Below are 18,588 nucleotides of genomic sequence, written 5' to 3' on the forward strand. Positions count from 1 at the left end.
CCGCTGTGTACGTGTCTGGAGTCAGCTTTTCCCACAACACGTCAGGCCACTGTAAGCAGGACCTGTGCATCTGCGCACGACCCTTACATCGGACAAAACGGCCCCGCGTCGCAAGGTGCGCACGGCCGTGTTCCCGCGGTGACACCATGACCCGGGTGAATCGAGCACGGCAGCAGCATCCCATCCAGGTCATCGCCCACCGCGGCGCGTCCGACGACGCCCCCGAGCACACGCTCGCCGCGTACCGGAAGGCCATCGAGGACGGTGCCGACGCCCTCGAGTGCGACGTACGCCTCACGGCCGACGGGCACCTCGTCTGCGTACACGACCGCAGGGTGAACCGTACGTCCAACGGTCGCGGCGCGGTCTCCGCCCTGGAGCTGAACGCGCTCGCCGCCCTCGACTTCGGCTCCTGGAAGGACCGCGACGAGACGGAGTCGCCGGACTGGGACCCGGTGCCGGGCGAGCTCACCTCCGTGCTCACCCTGGAGCGGCTGCTCGAACTGCTCGTCGAGACAAGAGCGGCCGGGCGGCCCCTCCAGCTGGCCGTCGAGACCAAGCACCCGACGCGCTGGGCGGGGCAGGTCGAGGAACGGCTCCTGCACCTGCTGAAACGCTTCGAGCTCGACGCGCCCCCGCCCACGGACATGCCCGCGCCGGTACGCGTCATGAGCTTCTCGGCCCGCTCCCTGCACCGCGTCCGGGCGGCCGTACCCCATCTGCCCACCGTGTACCTGATGCAGTTCGTGTCGCCCCGGCTGCGCGACGGACGGCTCCCGGCCGGTGCCCGGATCGCCGGCCCCAGCATGCGGATCGTGCGCAGCCACCCCGATTACGTCGAGCGCCTGCATCGGTCCGGGCACCGGGCGCACGTCTGGACGGTCAACGAACCGGAGGACGTCGAGCTCTGCGTACGGCTCGGGGTCGAGGCCATCATCACCAACCGCCCCAAGCAGGTCATGGCCCAACTGGGCCGTTCGTAACATCAGCGAACCGTTACATATGCCCATCTGCGCATGAACCCATCTGCGCATCACCGGATCAACTACGGGGAGTACACCGGCGCACTCGGAGTGTGCCCGTTCGTGTCGAGTGCGTCACTGGCAGACCACTGGCCGGTTTCCGGCACAGCTCAGGAGGGCATCCACTCCGTGGCGTGGGGGCAAAGGAGGTCTCGGGGGTGGCGTTGGTGGTGGCACAAGAGGTGCCCACGTCGTCGAGCATGGCCGTTCCCCATGGTCCTGCGGGCGTGGGCCAGGCGCGGCACCGGATGCGCGAGCAGTTGCGCAGCAACGGGGTGTCGGATTCGGTCGTCGACGACGCAGTGTTGATTCTTTCCGAGCTGCTCAGCAACGCCTGCCGGCACGGCAGGCCGCTGGGATGGCAGACCGAGAGGGGCGACGGCGCCGTGCGCGTCGCCTGGCGCGTCGACAGGACGGGCGGGCTGACCGTCGAGGTGACGGACGGTGGCGGTCCCACTCGGCCGGTTCCGGCCACGCCTTCGGTGACTGCCCGCGGCGGCCGGGGGCTCAACATCATCGGCGCGCTGGCCGAGGAGTGGGGCGTGCGCGACGACGCCTCGGGCGAGGTCACCGTCTGGGTGCTCGTCGACGGGGGCCACGGCTCCCACGGGCGCCCGGGCGAACGGCGCGGCAACGGCCGGGCGGCGGGTATGGGCGGACTGCCGAGTACGCAGCGGCCCACCGTCGTCCCGGGCTTCGACGGGCTGGATTTCTCCGACGCGTTCGATGAAGCGTTCGACGACGTGGGCTGAGGAAGCGGACCGGGGCCGGCGGGCCCGAGAAGGCCGGTGGCGCGGGCCCGGACGGGCGGGCGGCCGAGTGGTGCGCCGGTGGGCGGCCGGGCGGCTAGGCTCGCGGGCCAGACCGCACTGTCGCAATCGGGAGTATGCCCACCATGGCGAAGAAGCGCCCTCAGACCAAGGCCGGGAAGCAGCAGCTCAAAAACGGCGAGATCCCGGTGGTCGGGGCTCGTGAGCCCTGCCCGTGCGGTTCGGGCCGCCGCTACAAGGCGTGTCACGGCCGTGCCGCCGCCCAGGCCGTGACGGAGCTGGTCCAGCGCCCGTTCGAGGGCCTGTCCGGGGAGTGCGACTGGGTCGCGCTGCGCGAGCTGGTCCCCGCGGCCACGGCCGAGCTGACGCTCAAGGGCGGCCTGCCCGACGGTGTGCCGTCGGTGACGCTGGCGACGGTCCTTCCGATGGCGTGGCCCGCGCTGCGCCGCGACGACGGCTCCGTCCTGCTCGCCCTCCAGAACGACACCTCCTCCGGCGACCTCAGCCGGGACCTCGCGGACACCCTGCAGCGTGCGCTGGAGGCGGAGCCCGGTTCCCCCGTCACCGCCCGCCGCGTGCCGGCCGACGGGCCCCGGCTGCAGGACCTCCTGGACGCCGACGCGCCTTTCGAGCCGGTCGTCCACTCCGGCTTCGAGTTCTGGGTGCCGGACGCGGAGAACGCCACGGCCGAGGTGACGGCGTCGCTGGAGCGTGCGAACGAGGCGGCGATCCCGACCACCCTGCTCTCCGGGGTGGACGCCGCGTACTGGTGCGAGACGCCGGAGAAGAACCACCTGCGCTGGGTCATGCCGCACGCCGAGGAGCAGCTGCTCGACGCGCTCGCCCGGCTGCACGCCGCGGGCGAGTCGTCCCTCGGCGACGACACCCGGCTGGTCGGCTCGTTCCGGGCGCACGGGCTGATGGTCCCGGTCTGGGACCTGCCGAGCTCCATGGGCGCCGAGGACTGCGAGAAGCCCGCTGCCGCGTTCGCGGAGCGGCTCGCGACGGCGCTCGCCTCGGACGCGCCGCTCACCGCCGAGGAGCGACGAGCGCGCGGGGGGCTCACCAACCGTCAGGTGACGCTCAGCTGACCGTGACCGCCGCCGGGGCCGGACGGTGACCCCCGTCACAACTCCCCGTACTGGCAGGTAAATCGCTGACCGAATACCCGAGATCGAATTTGCGAACGGCAGATCTCTTGTTACGGTTCTAGAAGCCCGGTCGCTGGTGCATCCCCCGTCGCCAGCGATCGGGCGTCCTCATTTCCGGGTACGGCGCGTCCCGCGCACCCGGGGGCGCGCAGGCCCGCGCACGGGCCTCGCACAGGTGGTGCAGAGACCCACCGCGAACCCTCCAGCCCGGGCTCCCTCCGCCTCCTTCGGCACGATGGCTCGTCGTCAGCCCTGCTGCCGATGAAGCCGGTTGAGCGCGTACCCGCAGGGGAACGCCGCCCGAGGCCCCCTCAGAAAGCCCGGACGGCGACCCGTTTTCCAGCCGCCCGAATTCGCGCGCCGACCGCCTCGCGGAACAGCCGGCCCCCCTCGCGGAACAAACGGATGACATACGAGCAGTCCGGTCGTTTACGCGGAAATCGTGAAGCGGAGGGAAGGGGCGGGGAAGAACGTGAGGGTTTCACCGGAGATCGGACAAGGAAGCGACAGAACTCCGTATTGAATGCCGCCGGAAAGAACAAGCGCGCATCAGATTCTGGCCAACCCCGGCACCAATCGCTCAATGAGCGAGTCTGCTGCCGCCGTCCGGGGCACTCGTACTCGCCTCGACCAGCGCGTCCAGCACCACCCCCACGTCCGGCAGCCAGGGCGCCGCGGCGGCGCGCTCACGGCGCGGGCCGGTAGCGCGCTCCGGCGCACGCTCCCAGCGGACCTGCCCCGTGCCGATCTCCGAGGGCGGCAGGACGACATAGCCGCCCTCCCCGTGGAACCGCAGCGAGCTGGGCACCCAGTCCTGCGCGTACAGCAGCTCACCGAGCCGTTCGAGGGTGTAGGGGGCGACCAGCAGCGCCCACCGGGTGGGCGTCGCCACCACGGGCCCCGGCCGCAGCCCCGCCCGGTCGAGTCCGGCCAGTGCGCGGGCACCGGCCACCGCCGGCAGGCTCAGCGCGCACGGCGCCCGCCCGCCCGTCGCCAGCAGCACGGGCGCGGCGGGCCGGTTCGTCCACCACCAGCGCACCATCCGGGCCTCGGTGGTCGAGGCGAGCAGTCCGGGATCGAAGGGGTGCGCGCCCGGCACCGCGCACTCGGGATCGGGGCACGCGCAGCGGCGGTCGCGGTCACCCGCCCCCCGCAGCCCCACTCCGGGGACCACGGGCCACTGCCACTCCGTGGCGCAGGTCAGGGCCGCGTCGAGTCGGGCGGAGCCGCCCCTGCGGCCGAGCCTGCGTCGCCTTCCGAGGATCTCGCGCATGAACGCTCGTTCCTTTCCGTTGAACGCCGAGGGTCCGCCTCGCATCGTGCGCGGTCACACCATGCCTGCGGATCTTCTGGGTGTACGTGCTCGTCGAGCCTGCGGTACGGGCCGTTCGTCGGTACCGAGCGTGAGCTGTGCTGAGCCGGATCGAGCTGCTTGCAGTCGACGACGTGGCGAGTGCGGGGCGCACGGCGCGCCTGCCGTCCGTGCTTACGGCCTCACCACTCGGGGGTGGGGCGCGGCCGTCACAGGAGAGGACGTCCGGGCCCGCTGCCAGGTTCCGGGGGCGGGCGGGGCCACCCCTGGCCGTCCAAAGAATTACGTACCCAGCATGCCCGGAATGACGCTCCCCCTGCGGCTCCGCCCGGAGGTGCACCCCTTCGGGCAGACCCAGTCGACCTCCAATGGTCACTGCGGGGTGCGGTTTTTGGCCAAGTTGATTAAGGCTCGGACACCGCGTTTCCCGTGGTGACAATGCTGGACATCGCCTCACTTGTACGTGTACATGTGGATGCACTGGTAGCGGCGCAAAATGACATGGGGGTTTGCGATGCTATTCGACGGAACACACCGCTCGGAAAGCCGACGACCATGAGCGCTCCGCACCTGCCAAAAGTGGCTGGAATCGATCCTACAGTTCCGGTTTCGGCGCAGACTGCCGCGCCGATCGACGAGGTCCCCGCAGCACCCGGCGCCTTCATCCAGGACCGGCTGGCCGGCTGGGTCTCCGACCTCACCACGCTCCACGAACTCACCGAGCGGCTGGCCGGAACCAGCACCCTCGACGACGCACTGCACGAGCTCCTCGACGCCGGGGCCGCCCTGGTCGGCGCCCGCCGGGGACTGGTCGCCTTCGAACCCTCCGACCGCCGCGGCCCCGTCTCCACCATCGGGCTCGGGCTCGCCCACGCCGAACTGGGCCAGATCGAGACCGTGCCGCGCAGCGCCACCTCCTACGGTCGCGTCCTGGAGGGCCTGCCCAACCCGGACGGCCCGCTGACCACTCCCGACCTGCTCGGCGACAGCAGCCTGGACCCCCGCAGACGCGAGGTCGCCGCCCGTCTCGGCTACGCCGCCAGCTACGCGCTCCCCCTCACCACCGACACGACCGGCGTCCTCGGCGCCGCCGTCTGGCTCTACGACGAACCCGCCGAACCGACGGAGCGCCAGCGCCATCTCGCCGGGCTCTACGCCGGATACGCCTCCGAGCACCTGGCCCGCCTGCTGGAACTGGAACGGGCCAGGACGGATGTCGCCACCGTGACCGAGGAACTCCTGCCCACCCGGCTGCCCCGCGTCCCCGGCGTCCAGCTCGCCGTCCGCCACGAGGTGGCCCCGCAGGGCGGCAGCGACTGGTACGACGCGCTGGCCCTCCCCGAGGGCGCGCTCGGTCTCGCCGTCGGCTCGGTGGACGGCTCGGGTCCCACCGCGCTGGCCGCCGTGGGACGGCTGCGCGCCGGACTGCGCGCGTACGCGGTGATGGAGGGCGAGGACCCGGTCGCCGTGCTCTCCGACCTCGAACTGCTGCTCCGGCTCACCGAACCCGCCCGGTCGGCGACCGCGCTCTTCGCGTACTGCGAACCGGCCCGCCGCAAGATCCTGCTGGCCGGCGCCGGGCACACCCCTCCGCTGATCATCGGCGAGCGCCGCACCTCGTACGTGGAGACCACGCTGTCCGCCCCGCTGGGCATGCTGTCCTGCTGGGAGGCGCCCAGTGTGGAGATCGCCCCCGCACCTGGCGAGACGGTTCTGCTGTACACCGACGGGCTGCTGCACCGGGCAGGCGACTCGATGGACCGCGCGTACGCCCGGCTCCACGCGGCGGCGGCGAGCGTCCCGAGGGCGCTGCGCCGGGACGCCGCGGCGGTGGCCGACCACGTGGTGCGCAGCGTGCTGCCGCAGGGCGCCGGGCGCGCGGACGGCGCCGAGGACGTGGTCGTACTCGCGGCCCGGTTCGACTGACACGGCACGCACAGGCCCCTTCCCGTGTAAGAGGTCTTCCGGCCCTGGGCCCCCTTCCGTACGCCCGTACGATGGAGGAGGTCCAGTGTCGTATCAAGGAGAACAGTCGTGTCTGAGGAGTTCCCGGAGACCCCGGAGACCGAAGAGACAGAGCCGGTCAAGCAGCGGAAGAACGGCCTGTACCCGGGCGTTTCCGATGAGCTCGCCGCCAGCATGAAGTCCGGCTGGGCCGACACCGAGCTGCACGGTCTGGAGCCGATCGCCCAGGCCGGTCACACCGCCGACCGCCGTGCCGCGCTGTCCGCGCGCTTCCCCGGCGAGCGGCTGGTCATTCCCGCGGGACGGCTGAAGACCCGTTCCAATGACACCGACTACGCGTTCCGCGCCTCCACCGAGTACGCGTACCTCACCGGCGACCAGACGGAGGACGGCGTCCTCGTCCTGGAGCCGACGGCCGACGGCCACGAGGCGACGATCTACCTGCTGCCCCGCTCGAACCGGGAGAACGGCGAGTTCTGGCTCGACGGCCAGGGCGAGCTGTGGGTCGGCCGCCGCCACTCCCTCACAGAGGCCGGGCAGCTGCTGGGCATCCCGGCCAAGGACGTGCGCGAGCTGCCCGCCGCGCTCACCGAGGCCACCGGCCCCGTCCGCAACGTGCGCGGTCACGACGCCGGCATCGAGGCCGCGCTCACCGACAAGGTCACCGCCGAGCGCGACGAGGAACTGCGGGTGTACCTCTCCGAGGCGCGCCTCGTGAAGGACGCCTTCGAGATCGCCGAACTCCAGAAGGCCTGCGACATCACCGCGCGCGGCTTCGAGGACGTCGTGAAGGTCCTCGACAAGGCCGAGGCCACCAGCGAGCGCTACATCGAGGGGACGTTCTTCCTGCGCGCCCGCGTCGAGGGCAACGACATCGGCTACGGCTCGATCTGCGCCGCGGGACCGCACGCGACCACCCTGCACTGGGTGCGCAACGACGGTGCCGTCCGCTCGGGCGAGCTGCTGCTGCTCGACGCCGGGGTGGAGACCAACGACCTCTACACCGCCGACGTGACCCGCACCCTTCCCATCAGCGGCACGTTCACACCGCTCCAGCGCAAGATCTATGACGCGGTGTACGAGGCGCAGGAGGCGGGTATCGCCGCGGTCAAGCCCGGCGCCGAGTTCCGCGACTTCCACGACGCCGCGCAGCGGGTGCTCACCGAGAAGCTCATCGAGTGGGGCCTGCTCGGCGACCTGTCGGTGGAGAAGGTCCTGGAGCTGGGCCTCCAGCGTCGCTGGACCCTGCACGGCACCGGCCACATGCTCGGCATGGACGTCCACGACTGCGCCGCCGCGCGGACCGAGACGTACGTGAACGGGACGCTGGAGCCGGGCGTCTGCCTCACCGTCGAGCCCGGTCTCTACTTCCAGGCCGACGACCTGACCGTGCCGGAGGAGTACCGCGGCATCGGCGTCCGGATCGAGGACGACATCCTGGTCACCGAGGACGGCAACCGGAACCTCTCGGACAAGCTGCCCCGGCAGGCCGACGAGGTCGAGGCGTGGATGGCCCGCCTCAAGGGCTGACTCCCCGCCCGCCGTACGTACGGGAGGGCGCCCCGCTCAGGACACCATGAGCAGGGCGCCCTCGCGCCGTTTCAGGACCTTGTCGAAGCTCACCACCGCGCCGGAGCACCCCGGGCGGTTGCCGAAGTGGACGTGGTCCGCGAGCTGTTCGATCAGGCACAAGCCCCGTCCCTCCTCGGCGGTGACGGGCGGATACGACGCGTACTGCGGGTCGGGGAGCCCGGTCCCGGGCTGCCGCTTCGACGTGTGCGGCCCACCCGCGGTGGGGAAACCGGGCCCCGAATCGGCGACTTCGATACGGCACTTCTCGCCGTCCAGATACGCGGTGACCCGGTACTGGCCACTGGCCGTGGCCGACGGCTCCTCCCAGACGTCCCGGCCCTCACCGGCGGAGCCCGAGGCGCAGTCGTACTTCCCACCGTGCTCGACCGCGTTCGCACAGGCTTCGCTGAGCGCGAGAGACAGGTCGAAGGAGATGTCCGGGTCCACGCCCGCGGATTCCATCGTGCCGAGCAGGAACCGGCGGGCGAGCGGGACACTCGCAGCATCGCGCCGCAAATGGAGTGACCACCAGATGCTCATGCTCCGGCCTCCTGGCTGCGGCTAGACATACCGATACGTATTGCCGCACCGGGGCGCTCGTAAGCACAGGTGCGCTGTGATACCGCTCAATCGGCGGATAGCCGGATGTGCCACACCGGTGTACCCCCGCTCCACCGGTCCGTTCCGCCTCACCCGCGCCCGTCCTGAATCCGCCCCAACAGCCCTGGTCACACCCAATCCGCACGGAAGACGACCTTCCGGACCTGCCGTACGGGGGCAGGGGGCCAGGTGCGATGATGGGCCCGCCATGTCTGTGTCTGTGGGACGCGCCGGAGCCGGTCTACGGCTACTGAGGGCCGCGGTGTTCGCCGCGGTCTGCGTCGCGTTGTCCGCGGCCGGGCACGCGCTGGCGGCCTGCGCGACGGTCCCCTGGTGGAGCCTGCTCGCCGCTTTCGCCGGCGTCCTCGCCGTCGCCGTCCCCCTCGCGGGGCGCGAACGCTCCCTGCCCTCCATCGCCGTGGCCCTGGCCGGCGGACAGCTCGCCCTGCACACCCTGTTCGGGATCGGCACGCACACCACCACCACGGCCTCCGCGGCCACGGGCGGCGAGGACGCGCTGATCCGGTTCGCGGCGAGCCTCGTCTGCGGCGCAGGACCCCACCAGCTGAACGCCGCCGACGCGCGGCACATCGTCGGCACCGCGGGCATCGACCCGGCGACGGTGACCGCCCAGGCGCACCAGCACCTGGCCGCCGCCCCGGCCGCCGGCATGTCCGGCTTCTCCGGCACGCTGCCCAGCCTGCCCATGCTGCTCGGACACCTGCTGGCCGCGCTGGCCACCGGCTGGCTGCTGCGGCGGGGCGAGGTCGCCCTGTTCCGCCTCGCCCGGCTGTCGGCCCACGGTGCCCAGCAGGTAGCGGCCGGGGCCAGGCTCCGGGCGCTGCGGGACGCCTTCCGTCTCGTCGCCGCCCTGCGCGCCGGACTGCCCGGCGGGCGGACGACCGGGCCGCTCATCCCCCGTACCGCCGTGGACGCGCCGCGCCCCGTCACCGGGGATCCGCTTCAGCACATGGTGATCAGGCGCGGCCCGCCCTTCGCGCTCGCTCTCGCAGCCTGACGCGACACCCTCCACGCGATGCGTACCGGCCTCCCCGTACAGCCACGGGCCCGGTACGCGTTCCGCTCGCACGGAAGTGGTGTCGCGATGTCGGCGCGCATCCGCGCGCCGGAGCACCTCCCTTCGTGTCTCTGTGGAGTGATCCCTGTCATGAACGTTTCCCGCATCGCCCTCGCCGGCGGCGTCGCCGCTTCCACCGTGCTGCTGCTCGCCGGTACGGCCTCCGCCCACGTCAGCGTCCAGCCGCAGGGCGAGGCCGCCAAGGGCGGCTACGCCGTCATCAACTTCAAGGTCCCCAACGAGCGTGACAACGCCTCGACGACCAAGCTGGAGGTCAGCTTCCCGACCGACCACCCGCTGGCGTCCGTCATGCCGCAGCCGGTGCCGGGCTGGAACATCGAGGTGACGACGAGCAAGCTCACCAAGCCGCTGGAGATGCACGGCAAGACGATCAACGAGGCCGTCTCCAAGGTCACCTGGACCGGCGGCAAGATCGAGCCCGGCCGCTTCCAGCAGTTCCCGCTCTCCGTCGGCCAGCTCCCCGAGGACGCCGACCAGCTGGTGTTCAAGGCCGTCCAGACGTACTCCAACAAGGAGGTCGTCCGCTGGATCGAGGAGCCGAAGGAAGGCGCCGAGGAGCCGGAGACCCCCGCCCCCGTCCTGAAGCTGACGGCCGCGGCCGGTGACGCGCACGGCGCGACCGCCGCGTCCGGCTCGGACTCCTCGAAGACCGAGGCCTCGTCCGAGAAGAGCGAAACGACTGCTTCGTCCTCCTCCCAGGACGGCACCGCCCGTGTGCTCGGCATCGTCGGCATCGTCATCGGTGTCGCCGGTGTGGCCTTCGGCGTCCTGGCGGGGCGCCGTCGTACGACCTGACCGGCTCCAAGGGGCCGGGACTCTTCCCGGCCCCACCCGCTCCACCGACCCACCAGGAAAAGTGCTCCATGGTTAAGAAGATCGTGCCGGCCGCGGCGCTCGTCGTCGCGGCCGCGCTCACCCTGTCCGCCTGCGGCGGCAGTGACAACGACAGCAAGAAGCCCATCGCCGACGTGTCGATGGAGGCGAAGACGCAGGCCGCGACGGTGCTCGACCAGCCGTTCACCAAGCCGGCCCTCGTCCTGACCGACACCCACGGCAAGAAGTACGACCTGCGCAAGGAGACCGAGGGCAAGCCGACGCTCATCTACTTCGGCTACACCAACTGCCCCGACGTCTGCCCGCTCATCATGAGCAACATCGCCGTCGCCAAGAAGTCCCTGCCCAAGGCCGACCAGGACAAGCTCCGCGTCGTCTTCGTCACCACCGACCCGGAGCGCGACACCCCCGCCTCCCTCGGCAGCTGGCTCAAGGCGCAGGACCCCTCCTTCATCGGGCTCACCGGCGACTTCCCTGCCATCCAGGCGGGCGCCCGGCAGATCGGCATCGGCATCGACGCGCCGAAGAAGGAGAAGGACGGCACCGTCGTCTCGATGCACGGCTCGCAGGTCATCGCGTTCTCCCCGAAGACCGACAAGGGATACGTGCTGTACAGCGAGGACACCACGCCCGACGACTACACCAAGGACCTCCCCAAGATCGTCAAGGGGGAGAACCCGTGAACCACCGCACGGCCCTCGCCGGCGTCCTGGCCCTGACCACGGGCCTGACGCTCGCGGGGTGCTCGTCCTCGTCGGACAAACCCGAGCTGAAGGTCGTCGGCGGGTTCATGCCGCAGCCCGTCAACGACATGGCGGCCGGCTTCCTCGTCGTGCGGAACAACGGCACCGGGAACGACCGCCTCACCTCGGTCACCAGTCCGCTCTCGGACGACGTCACGATCCACGAGACGAAGGACCAGGTCATGCGCGAGGTGACGTCGTTCGACGTACCCGCGGGCGGCGAGCTGGACCTCGAACGCGGTGGCAGCCACATCATGTTCATGAAGCTCAAGCGGCAGCCCAAGGAGGGCCAGAAGGTGTCCGTGGAACTGCACTTCGAGAAGGCCGGCGCCGTCAAGGTCGACCTTCCCGTGAAGGAGACCACCCACAACCCGAAGAAGCAGTGAGGGACTGACACGCCATGACCGCCACCGCGCCGCCCTCCGGACCGTCCCCGTCCGCCCTGCGACGGCCGCTCACCGCGGCCGGGCTCCTCACCGCCCTGCTCGGCGCGGTGTTCGGGCTGCTGCTGGCCGTCGCGGCCCCCGCGTCGGCCCATGCCGCACTCACCGGGAGCGATCCGCAGGACGGGGCGGTGGTCGCCACGGCACCCCAGCAGGTCACCCTCACCTTCTCCGAGCAGGTCGCCCTCGGCTCGGACTCCATCCGCGTCCTGGACCCGTCGGGCAAGCGCGCCGACACCGACGCAGCCCCGCGCGACCTGCACAGCGGCTCCACCGTGAAGTACGGCGTCGCCCTGCGCGGCGGCCTGCCCGACGGCACGTACACCGTGGCCTGGCAGGCGGTCTCCGCCGACAGCCACCCCGTCTCCGGCGCCTTCACCTTCTCGATCGGGGCGCCCTCCGAAACCAGCGTCGCCCTGCCCGGCAACGCGGCCGGCGGCGGAGTCGTCGGCACGCTCTACGACATCGCGCGCTACGCCGCGTACGCCGGGTTCATCGTCCTCGCGGGCGGCGCCGCCTTCGTCCTGGCCTGCTGGCAGCGCGGTGCGGGAGCGCGTCCGCTGCAGCGCCTGGTCGTACGCGGCTGGATGACGCTCACCGCGGCGACGATCGCGATGCTCCTCCTTCGCAGCTCGTACACCGGCTCCGGAAAGCTCGGGGACGTACTCGACCTCGATGGCCTCAAGGCGGTGCTCGACACCAAGCCCGGCGCGGCGCTGGTCTCCCGGCTCCTGCTGCTCGGCGCGAGCGCGCTGTTCGTCGCGGTGCTGTTCGGTACGTACGCCAAGCGCGAGGACCCGCGCGAGAAGAAGGACCTCACCTTCGGCCTCGTCATCGGCGGCGCGGTCATCGCCGCCGGAATCGCCGGCACCTGGGCGCTGGCCGAGCACGCGTCGACCGGCATCCAGCCCGGCATCGCCATGCCCGTCGACGTGCTACATCTGCTGGCCGTGGCCGCCTGGCTCGGCGGTCTCGCGGCGCTGCTGACCGCGCTGTACCGCACGCCCGACCTGCCCTCGGAAGCCGTACGCCGCTTCTCCGCGATCGCCTTCGTCAGCGTGGTCGTCCTCGTCGCGACGGGGATCTACCAGTCGTGGCGGCAGGTCGGCACGTGGTCGGCGCTGACCGGTACGGGTTACGGACAGCTGCTGCTGGTCAAGGTGGGGCTCGTCGCCGTCCTGGTGGGGATCGCGTCCATGTCCCGCCGGTGGACGGGGAGGCTCGCGGCGGGCGGCGGTGCCTCGGCCGTGGTGACAGCCGAAACCGACGAGGAACCCGGGGCCGGGACAAAGACCGAGGCCGGGGCGGAGACCGCCGAGGACCCGGAGCGCGCCGCCCAGCTCGCCCGGCAGCGGGCCGCCGTGGCCACCGCCGAGAAGAAGCGGATACGTGACGCCGACCCCGGCCGGTCGGGGCTGCGCCGCTCCGTGCTGACCGAGGTCGGCGTCGCGGTGGCCCTGCTGGCGGTGACCACGATCCTCACATCCACCGAGCCGGGCCGTACGGAGGAGGAGGCGGCGCGCTCGTCGTCGGCGGCGGCCGCGCCCGCGCCCGCGCAGGACGGTCCCGTCAATCTCGCCCTGCCCTTCGACACGGGCGGCGAGAACGGCCAGGGCACGGTACGGATGGACATCGACCCGGGACACACCGGCGCCAACGTGATCCACCTGTGGATCGAGGACGCGGACAAGAAACCCATGGACGTTCCCGAGGTGAAACTCGCCTTCACCCTGAAGTCCAAGGACATCGGCCCCCTCCCTGCCGTCCCGGTGCGGCTGACCGAGGGCCACTGGACCGCCACCGGCCTCCAGATCCCGATCGCGGGCGACTGGGACGTCGCGGTGACGGTGCGGACCTCGGACATCGACCAGACGACGGTCACCAAGAACGCGAAGATCGGCTGAGCAGGACCGTGAGCGGAAACAGCACACACAGCAAGGACAGCGGGAACAGTGCGGCCGGGGCCCTCACCCGGCGGCGGCTGCTCGGCACCGCCGGCGCGGCCGGGGCCACCGGCCTGGTGCTCGGCGCGGCGGGCGGCGCCACCGGCTATGCCGCGACCCGCGAGGAAGCGCCGACCGCCCGGTCCACGATCGGCTCCACCGAGGTGATGTTTCACGGGAAACATCAACCGGGGATCACCACTCCGCTTCAGGCCCGCGGCCATCTGATCGCGTTCGACCTCGCCCCCGGCGCCGGACGCAAGCAGGCCGCCGCCCTGATGCGCCGCTGGTCCGCGGTGGCCCAGCGGCTGATGGCCGGCGAAACCACCGACGGCACGGCGGACGGCCCCGGACACGACACCGGTGTCGCGCTGGACGCCGGCCCGTCCTCGCTGACCGTCACCTTCGGCTTCGGCGCCACCTTCTTCGAACGCACGGGCCTCACCGAGCACCGTCCGCCCGGGCTCGACCCGCTCCCGCCGTTCTCCTCCGACCACCTCGACACCGGCCGGTCCAACGGCGACCTGTGGGTCCAGATCGGTGCCGACGACGCGCTCGTCGCCTTCCACGCCCTGCGCGCCATCCAGAAGGAGGCGGCCTCGACGGCCACCGTGCGATGGCAGATGAACGGCTTCAACCGCACGCCCGGCGCCACCGCGAAGCCGATGACAGCCCGCAATCTGATGGGCCAGATCGACGGCACCGGCAACCCGAAGCCCACGGACGGCGACTTCGACAAGCGCGTGTTCGTCCCGGGCGGCCAGGACGCGGCGTACGACTGGCTCGCGGGCGGCTCCTACGCGGTGGTCCGGCGGATCAGGATGCTGCTCGACGACTGGGAGAAGCTGTCGGTGGACCGCCAGGAACGCGTCATCGGCCGGCGCAAGGCGGACGGCGCCCCGCTCAGCGGAGGCACCGAGACCACAGCGATGGACCTCGACAAGGCGGGCCCGGACGGCAAGCTGCTGATCCCGGAGAACGCGCACGCCCGGATCTCCTCCCCCGAGCGCAACAGCGGTGCCGCGATGCTGCGGCGGCCGTTCTCGTACCACGACGGGATCGCCCCGGACGGCACCCCGGACGCCGGATTGCTGTTCATCTGCTGGCAGGCGGACCCGCTGCGCGGCTTCGTCCCGGTGCAGCGCAAGCTCGACCGGGGGGACGCGCTCTCGCCCTTCCTGCGCCACGAGGCGAGCGGCCTGTTCGCGGTACCGGGCGGTGCACCGGCCGGGGAGTACGTGGGCCAGCGGCTGCTGGAGTCCTGAGCCGCGGCGGACGGGGCCGCGGGCCGTCGGAGCCGTCACCGCGCCCGCCCGCCCAGAGCTTCCGGGCCGTCACCGCCCCCGGTCGCCCAGAGCTTCCGGGCCGTCTCCGCCCCCGGTCGCCCAGAGCTTCCGGGCCGTCTCCGCGCACTAGGGTGACGGTATGTCCGCCACGCGCTACGCCTACCTCGGCCCCGAGGGCACCTTCACCGAAGTCGCCCTCCGTACGCTCCCGGAAGCCGCCACCCGCGAACTGGTCCCGATGGTCTCCGTGCCGGCAGCTCTGGACGCGGTGCGCAGCGGTACGGCCGCCGCGGCGCTCGTACCGATCGAGAACTCCGTCGAGGGCGGCATCACCACCACCCTCGACCAGCTGACCAGCGGCGAACCACTGATGATCTACCGCGAGGTGCTGCTCTCCATCACCTTCGCGCTGCTCGTGCGGCCCGGCACCAAGCTGTCCGACATCAAGACGGTCACCGCTCACCCGGCCGCGCAGCCCCAGGTGCGCAACTGGATGGCCGCCCATCTCCCGCAGGCGGTCTGGGAGTCCGCGGCGTCCAACGCCGACGGCGCGCGGCTCGTGCAGGAGGGCCGGTACGACGCGGCGTTCGCGGGGGAGTTCGCGGCGGCGACGTACGGGCTCGAACCGCTGGTGACCGAGATCCACGACGCGGAGAACGCGCAGACCCGCTTCGTGCTGGTGGGGCGGCCGGCCCGGCCCTCGGCGCCGACCGGTGCGGACAAGACCTCCGTGGTCATCTGGCTGGGCGACGACCACCCCGGCGCCCTGCTGGAGCTGCTTCAGGAGTTCGCGGTGCGCGGGGTGAACCTGATGCTGATCCAGTCGCGGCCTACCGGGGCGGGCATCGGCAACTACTGCTTCGCGGTCGACGCCGAGGGCCACATCTCCGACCGCCGGGTCGGCGAGGCGCTGATGGGCCTCAAGCGCATCTGCCCCAACGTGCGATTCCTCGGCTCCTACCCTCGCGCCGGTGTGACGCCGGCCGATGTGCGTCCCCTGCGCGCGGGCACGTCCGACGCCGACTTCACCGAGGCCTCCGACTGGCTGGCGCGCAACCAGGACGGGCGCGCCTGACGGCATACCGTCGCCCGGCCGGCCGGAGCCGGCGGCCGGGCATCCCGCCGACCTCGCGACCGGTGGGATCAGCGGATTGTCCGGACCAGAAAGTTATCCACAGGCCGGAGCCGGAACCTGGGGACAAGTCGACACCACAATCCGACATGGTCGACAAATCAACGCAGCACTCCCAGATCCTTTCACAGGGCTTGGAGTCACCCCCTGTCAGTCCAATTCCATTGATCAACCCTTTAGGGCTATCAATTCCCACCGAACGAGCGCGCGAAGCGGGTTTGAACTCTGAATCCATGCGCGTTCGCCGACCCGCCGGAATGATCTCCTCCGCGTCCACAGACTTCCCCCACAGCCTGTGGATAACTTTGCCGAGCTACCCACTCCTGTGGACAAGCGGCGACCAACTGCCCCGCCACGCGCGGCCGATGCCTCAAGGACCCCGCCCCTTCTGCACCTTTTAGGGGAATAGGGAGTCCTCTCCCGGCCCGCGGCCGATCCCTCGCCTCCAGCCGTCCCCAGAATGCCAAATACTGCCAATTCGGGCAAAACTCCACGCTTGTCCCTATCGGTTCAAGTGGGGGAAGCCGACACCGGTAGCCTGGAACGGTGATTGACCTTCGCCTGATTCGTGAGGACCCCGACCGTGTCCGCGCCTCCCAGCGCAACCGGGGAGAGGACGTCGCACTCGTCGACGCCCTGCTCTCCGCCGACGAACGGCGCAGGTCGTCCGGGGCCGCGTTCGACGAACTCCGTTCCGAGCAGAAGTCGCTCGGCAAGCTCATCCCCAAGGCCTCTCCCGAGGAGCGCGCCGAACTCCTGACCCGCGCCGAGCAGCTCAAGGCCGACGTCAGGGCGGCCGACGCGGCCCAGGACGAGGCCGACGCGGAGACCAGGAACCTGCTGCTCCGGCTCGGCAACATCGTCCACCCGGACGTGCCGGTCGGCGGCGAGGAGGACTTCGTCGTCCTGGAAACGCACGGGACGATCCGCGACTTCGGCGCCGAGGGATTCGAGCCCAGGGACCACCTGGAGCTCGGCGAGGCCCTGGGCGCGATCGACATGGAACGCGGCGCCAAGGTCTCCGGCTCGCGCTTCTACTACCTGACGGGTGTGGGCGCGCTGCTGGAGCTCGCGCTCGTCAACGCGGCGATCGCCCAGGCCACCGAGGCCGGCTTCACGCCGATGCTGACTCCGACGCTGGTCCGCCCCCGCGCCATGGAGGGCACCGGCTTCCTCGGCCAGGCGGCGGAGGACGTCTACCACCTGGACAAGGACGACCAGTACCTCGTCGGCACCTCCGAGGTACCGCTCGCCGCGTACCACATGGACGAGATCATCGACGCGGACAAGCTGCCGCTGCGCTACGCCGGCTACTCGTCCTGCTACCGCCGCGAGGCCGGGACGTACGGCAAGGACACCCGCGGCATCTTCCGGGTCCACCAGTTCACCAAGGTCGAGATGTTCTCGTACGTCGACCCGGCGGACGCGGAAACCGAGCACCTGCGCCTGCTGGACTGGGAGAAGCAGTGGCTCACCGGCCTCGAGCTGCCCTTCCAGGTCATCGACGTCGCCAGTGGCGATCTGGGAGCATCGGCCATCAGGAAGTACGACTGCGAGGCGTGGATCCCGACCCAGGGCAAGTACCGCGAGCTCACGTCCGCGTCCAACTGCGGTGAGTTCCAGGCGCGCAGGCTCTCGGTCCGGATGCGCGAAAACCGCGACGGCAAGAAGGTCATGCAGCCCCTGGCCACGCTGAACGGCACGCTCTGCGCCGTCCCGCGCACCATCGTGGCGATCCTGGAGAACCACCAGCTGGCCGACGGTTCGGTGCGGGTGCCCGAGGTGCTCCGCCCCTACCTGGGCGGGCGCGAGATCCTGAAGCCGGTCGTCAAGTGACCTTTCCCTACAAGCTCGTAGCCACCGACCTCGACGGCACCCTGCTGCGCGACGACGACACCGTCTCCGCACGGACGCGCGAGGCCCTGGACGCCGCCGCCGCTGCCGGTGCGGCGCACATCGTCGTCACCGGACGCGCCGTCCCGTGGACCCGGCACATCCTGGACGACCTCGGCTACGAGGGCCTGGCCGTCTGCGCCCAGGGTGCGCAGGTCTACCACGCGGGTGAGGGCAGGCTGCTGACGTCGCTCACCCTGGACCGGCAGCTCGCCGGGCTCGCCCTGTCGAAGGTCGAGGCCGAGGTCGGTCCGCTGGCGCTGGCCGCGAGCCGTGACGGCCTCGACGGCGAGGTGCTGGTCGGGCCGGGCTACCGCGTTCAGGAGGGGCCGCACCCCGCCGTCTTCGTCCAGGACCCGGCCGAGATGTGGGCGGCTCCACTGAACAAGGTGTACCTACAGCATCCGGAGCTCGACGACGACGCACTGGCCAAGGCCGCACGGGCGGCGGTCGGGAATCTGGTGGACGTGGTCATGGCGGGCCCGGGGGTCGTGGAGATCCTTCCGCTGGGGCTGAGCAAGGCCACCGGCCTCTCGCTGGCGGCGCGCCGGCTGGGCGTGAAGGCGGCGGACACGATCGCCTTCGGCGACATGCCCAACGACATCCCGATGTTCGCCTGGGCCCGGCACGGTGTGGCCATGGCCAACGCCCACGACGATCTGAAGGCCGTCGCCCAGGAGACGACCGCGTCGAACGAGGACGACGGCATCGCCGTGGTGCTGGAGCGGCTGCTCCGCGAGTCGTAGACCGTCCGCTCTCCGCACGCGGCTCAGGGACCGGGGCGCCGCCTCGGTCCCTGAGCCTTTTCCACGTCTGCCGGGCC

General features: G+C 71.3%; 16 protein-coding genes. 14 read left to right on the forward strand and 2 right to left on the reverse strand.

All coding sequences use genetic code 11. The features are described from left to right. Nucleotides 1-146: 146 nt before the first annotated feature. From BLW14_RS15420 to BLW14_RS15435, 3 genes are all read left to right on the forward strand, one after another. Complete coding sequence (locus tag BLW14_RS15420) at nt 147-983, forward strand: glycerophosphodiester phosphodiesterase family protein (protein WP_093707858.1); 837 nt, start codon at nt 147-149, stop codon at nt 981-983. 314 nt (nt 984-1,297) lie between these two features. Further along, nucleotides 1,298-1,774, forward strand: coding sequence for an ATP-binding protein (locus tag BLW14_RS15430; protein ID WP_256333003.1), 477 nt, complete (start codon nt 1,298-1,300; stop codon nt 1,772-1,774). 143 nt (nt 1,775-1,917) lie between these two features. Beyond that, nucleotides 1,918-2,883 carry a DUF5926 family protein gene (locus tag BLW14_RS15435; protein ID WP_093707859.1) on the forward strand — a complete coding sequence of 322 codons (966 nt, stop codon included), beginning with the start codon at nt 1,918-1,920 and terminating at the stop codon, nt 2,881-2,883. Between the two features lie 640 nt (nt 2,884-3,523). Here BLW14_RS15435 and BLW14_RS15440 read toward each other — a convergent pair. Then, a complete protein-coding gene (locus tag BLW14_RS15440; RefSeq protein WP_093707860.1) occupies nt 3,524-4,216 on the reverse strand; it encodes a bifunctional DNA primase/polymerase in 693 nt (230 codons plus the stop codon). A 477-nt stretch (nt 4,217-4,693) separates the two neighbouring features. Here BLW14_RS15440 and BLW14_RS15445 point away from each other — a divergent pair, with 477 nt between their 5' ends. Together BLW14_RS15445 and BLW14_RS15450 are read left to right on the forward strand one after the other, a co-directional pair. Beyond that, nucleotides 4,694-6,181: a PP2C family protein-serine/threonine phosphatase gene (locus tag BLW14_RS15445; RefSeq protein WP_256333004.1), complete on the forward strand. Its 1,488-nt coding sequence runs from the start codon at nt 4,694-4,696 to the stop codon at nt 6,179-6,181. A gap of 108 nt (nt 6,182-6,289) precedes the next feature. After that, entirely contained in the window at nt 6,290-7,750 is a 1,461-nt protein-coding gene (locus BLW14_RS15450) for an aminopeptidase P family protein (RefSeq protein ID WP_093707862.1), read from the forward strand. A gap of 36 nt (nt 7,751-7,786) precedes the next feature. Here the strand turns inward: BLW14_RS15450 and BLW14_RS15455 are convergent, their stop codons facing one another. Further along, on the reverse strand, nt 7,787-8,332 hold the full coding sequence (locus BLW14_RS15455; RefSeq protein ID WP_093707863.1) for an ATP-binding protein: 546 nt from the start codon (nt 8,330-8,332) through the stop codon (nt 7,787-7,789). 268 nt (nt 8,333-8,600) lie between these two features. Here BLW14_RS15455 and BLW14_RS15460 point away from each other — a divergent pair, with 268 nt between their 5' ends. The 9 genes from BLW14_RS15460 (at nt 8,601) to BLW14_RS15500 (ending at nt 18,511) form a co-directional block, all read left to right on the forward strand. Then, nucleotides 8,601-9,410, forward strand: a complete 810-nt coding sequence (locus BLW14_RS15460; protein ID WP_177153986.1) for a hypothetical protein — start codon at nt 8,601-8,603, stop codon at nt 9,408-9,410. 150 nt (nt 9,411-9,560) lie between these two features. Beyond that, complete coding sequence (locus BLW14_RS15465) at nt 9,561-10,286, forward strand: YcnI family copper-binding membrane protein (RefSeq protein WP_093707865.1); 726 nt, start codon at nt 9,561-9,563, stop codon at nt 10,284-10,286. 68 nt (nt 10,287-10,354) lie between these two features. Then, entirely contained in the window at nt 10,355-11,008 is a 654-nt protein-coding gene (locus BLW14_RS15470) for an SCO family protein (RefSeq protein WP_093707866.1), read from the forward strand. Further along, nucleotides 11,005-11,454, forward strand: coding sequence for a copper chaperone PCu(A)C (locus BLW14_RS15475; RefSeq protein WP_093707867.1), 450 nt, complete (start codon nt 11,005-11,007; stop codon nt 11,452-11,454). The genes BLW14_RS15470 and BLW14_RS15475 overlap by 4 nt, the downstream gene beginning before the upstream one ends. Before the next feature lie 14 nt (nt 11,455-11,468). After that, nucleotides 11,469-13,415 carry a copper resistance CopC/CopD family protein gene (locus BLW14_RS15480; RefSeq protein WP_093707868.1) on the forward strand — a complete coding sequence of 649 codons (1,947 nt, stop codon included), beginning with the start codon at nt 11,469-11,471 and terminating at the stop codon, nt 13,413-13,415. Between the two features lie 8 nt (nt 13,416-13,423). Continuing rightward, on the forward strand, nt 13,424-14,719 hold the full coding sequence (gene efeB, locus BLW14_RS15485) for an iron uptake transporter deferrochelatase/peroxidase subunit (protein WP_093707869.1): 1,296 nt from the start codon (nt 13,424-13,426) through the stop codon (nt 14,717-14,719). Between the two features lie 160 nt (nt 14,720-14,879). Further along, nucleotides 14,880-15,815 (forward strand): prephenate dehydratase, encoded by a 936-nt coding sequence (pheA, locus tag BLW14_RS15490; RefSeq protein WP_093707870.1) that lies wholly within the window; start codon nt 14,880-14,882, stop codon nt 15,813-15,815. 603 nt (nt 15,816-16,418) lie between these two features. Then, nucleotides 16,419-17,708: a serine--tRNA ligase gene (serS, locus tag BLW14_RS15495; protein WP_093707871.1), complete on the forward strand. Its 1,290-nt coding sequence runs from the start codon at nt 16,419-16,421 to the stop codon at nt 17,706-17,708. Continuing rightward, nucleotides 17,705-18,511 carry an HAD family hydrolase gene (locus tag BLW14_RS15500; RefSeq protein WP_093707872.1) on the forward strand — a complete coding sequence of 269 codons (807 nt, stop codon included), beginning with the start codon at nt 17,705-17,707 and terminating at the stop codon, nt 18,509-18,511. Before serS ends, BLW14_RS15500 begins: the two co-directional genes overlap by 4 nt. The last annotated feature ends 77 nt before the right edge of the window (nt 18,512-18,588 follow it).

It is taken from the genome of Streptomyces sp. 2131.1 (genome assembly GCF_900105515.1).
Classification (GTDB): Bacteria; Actinomycetota; Actinomycetes; order Streptomycetales; family Streptomycetaceae; genus Streptomyces; species Streptomyces drozdowiczii.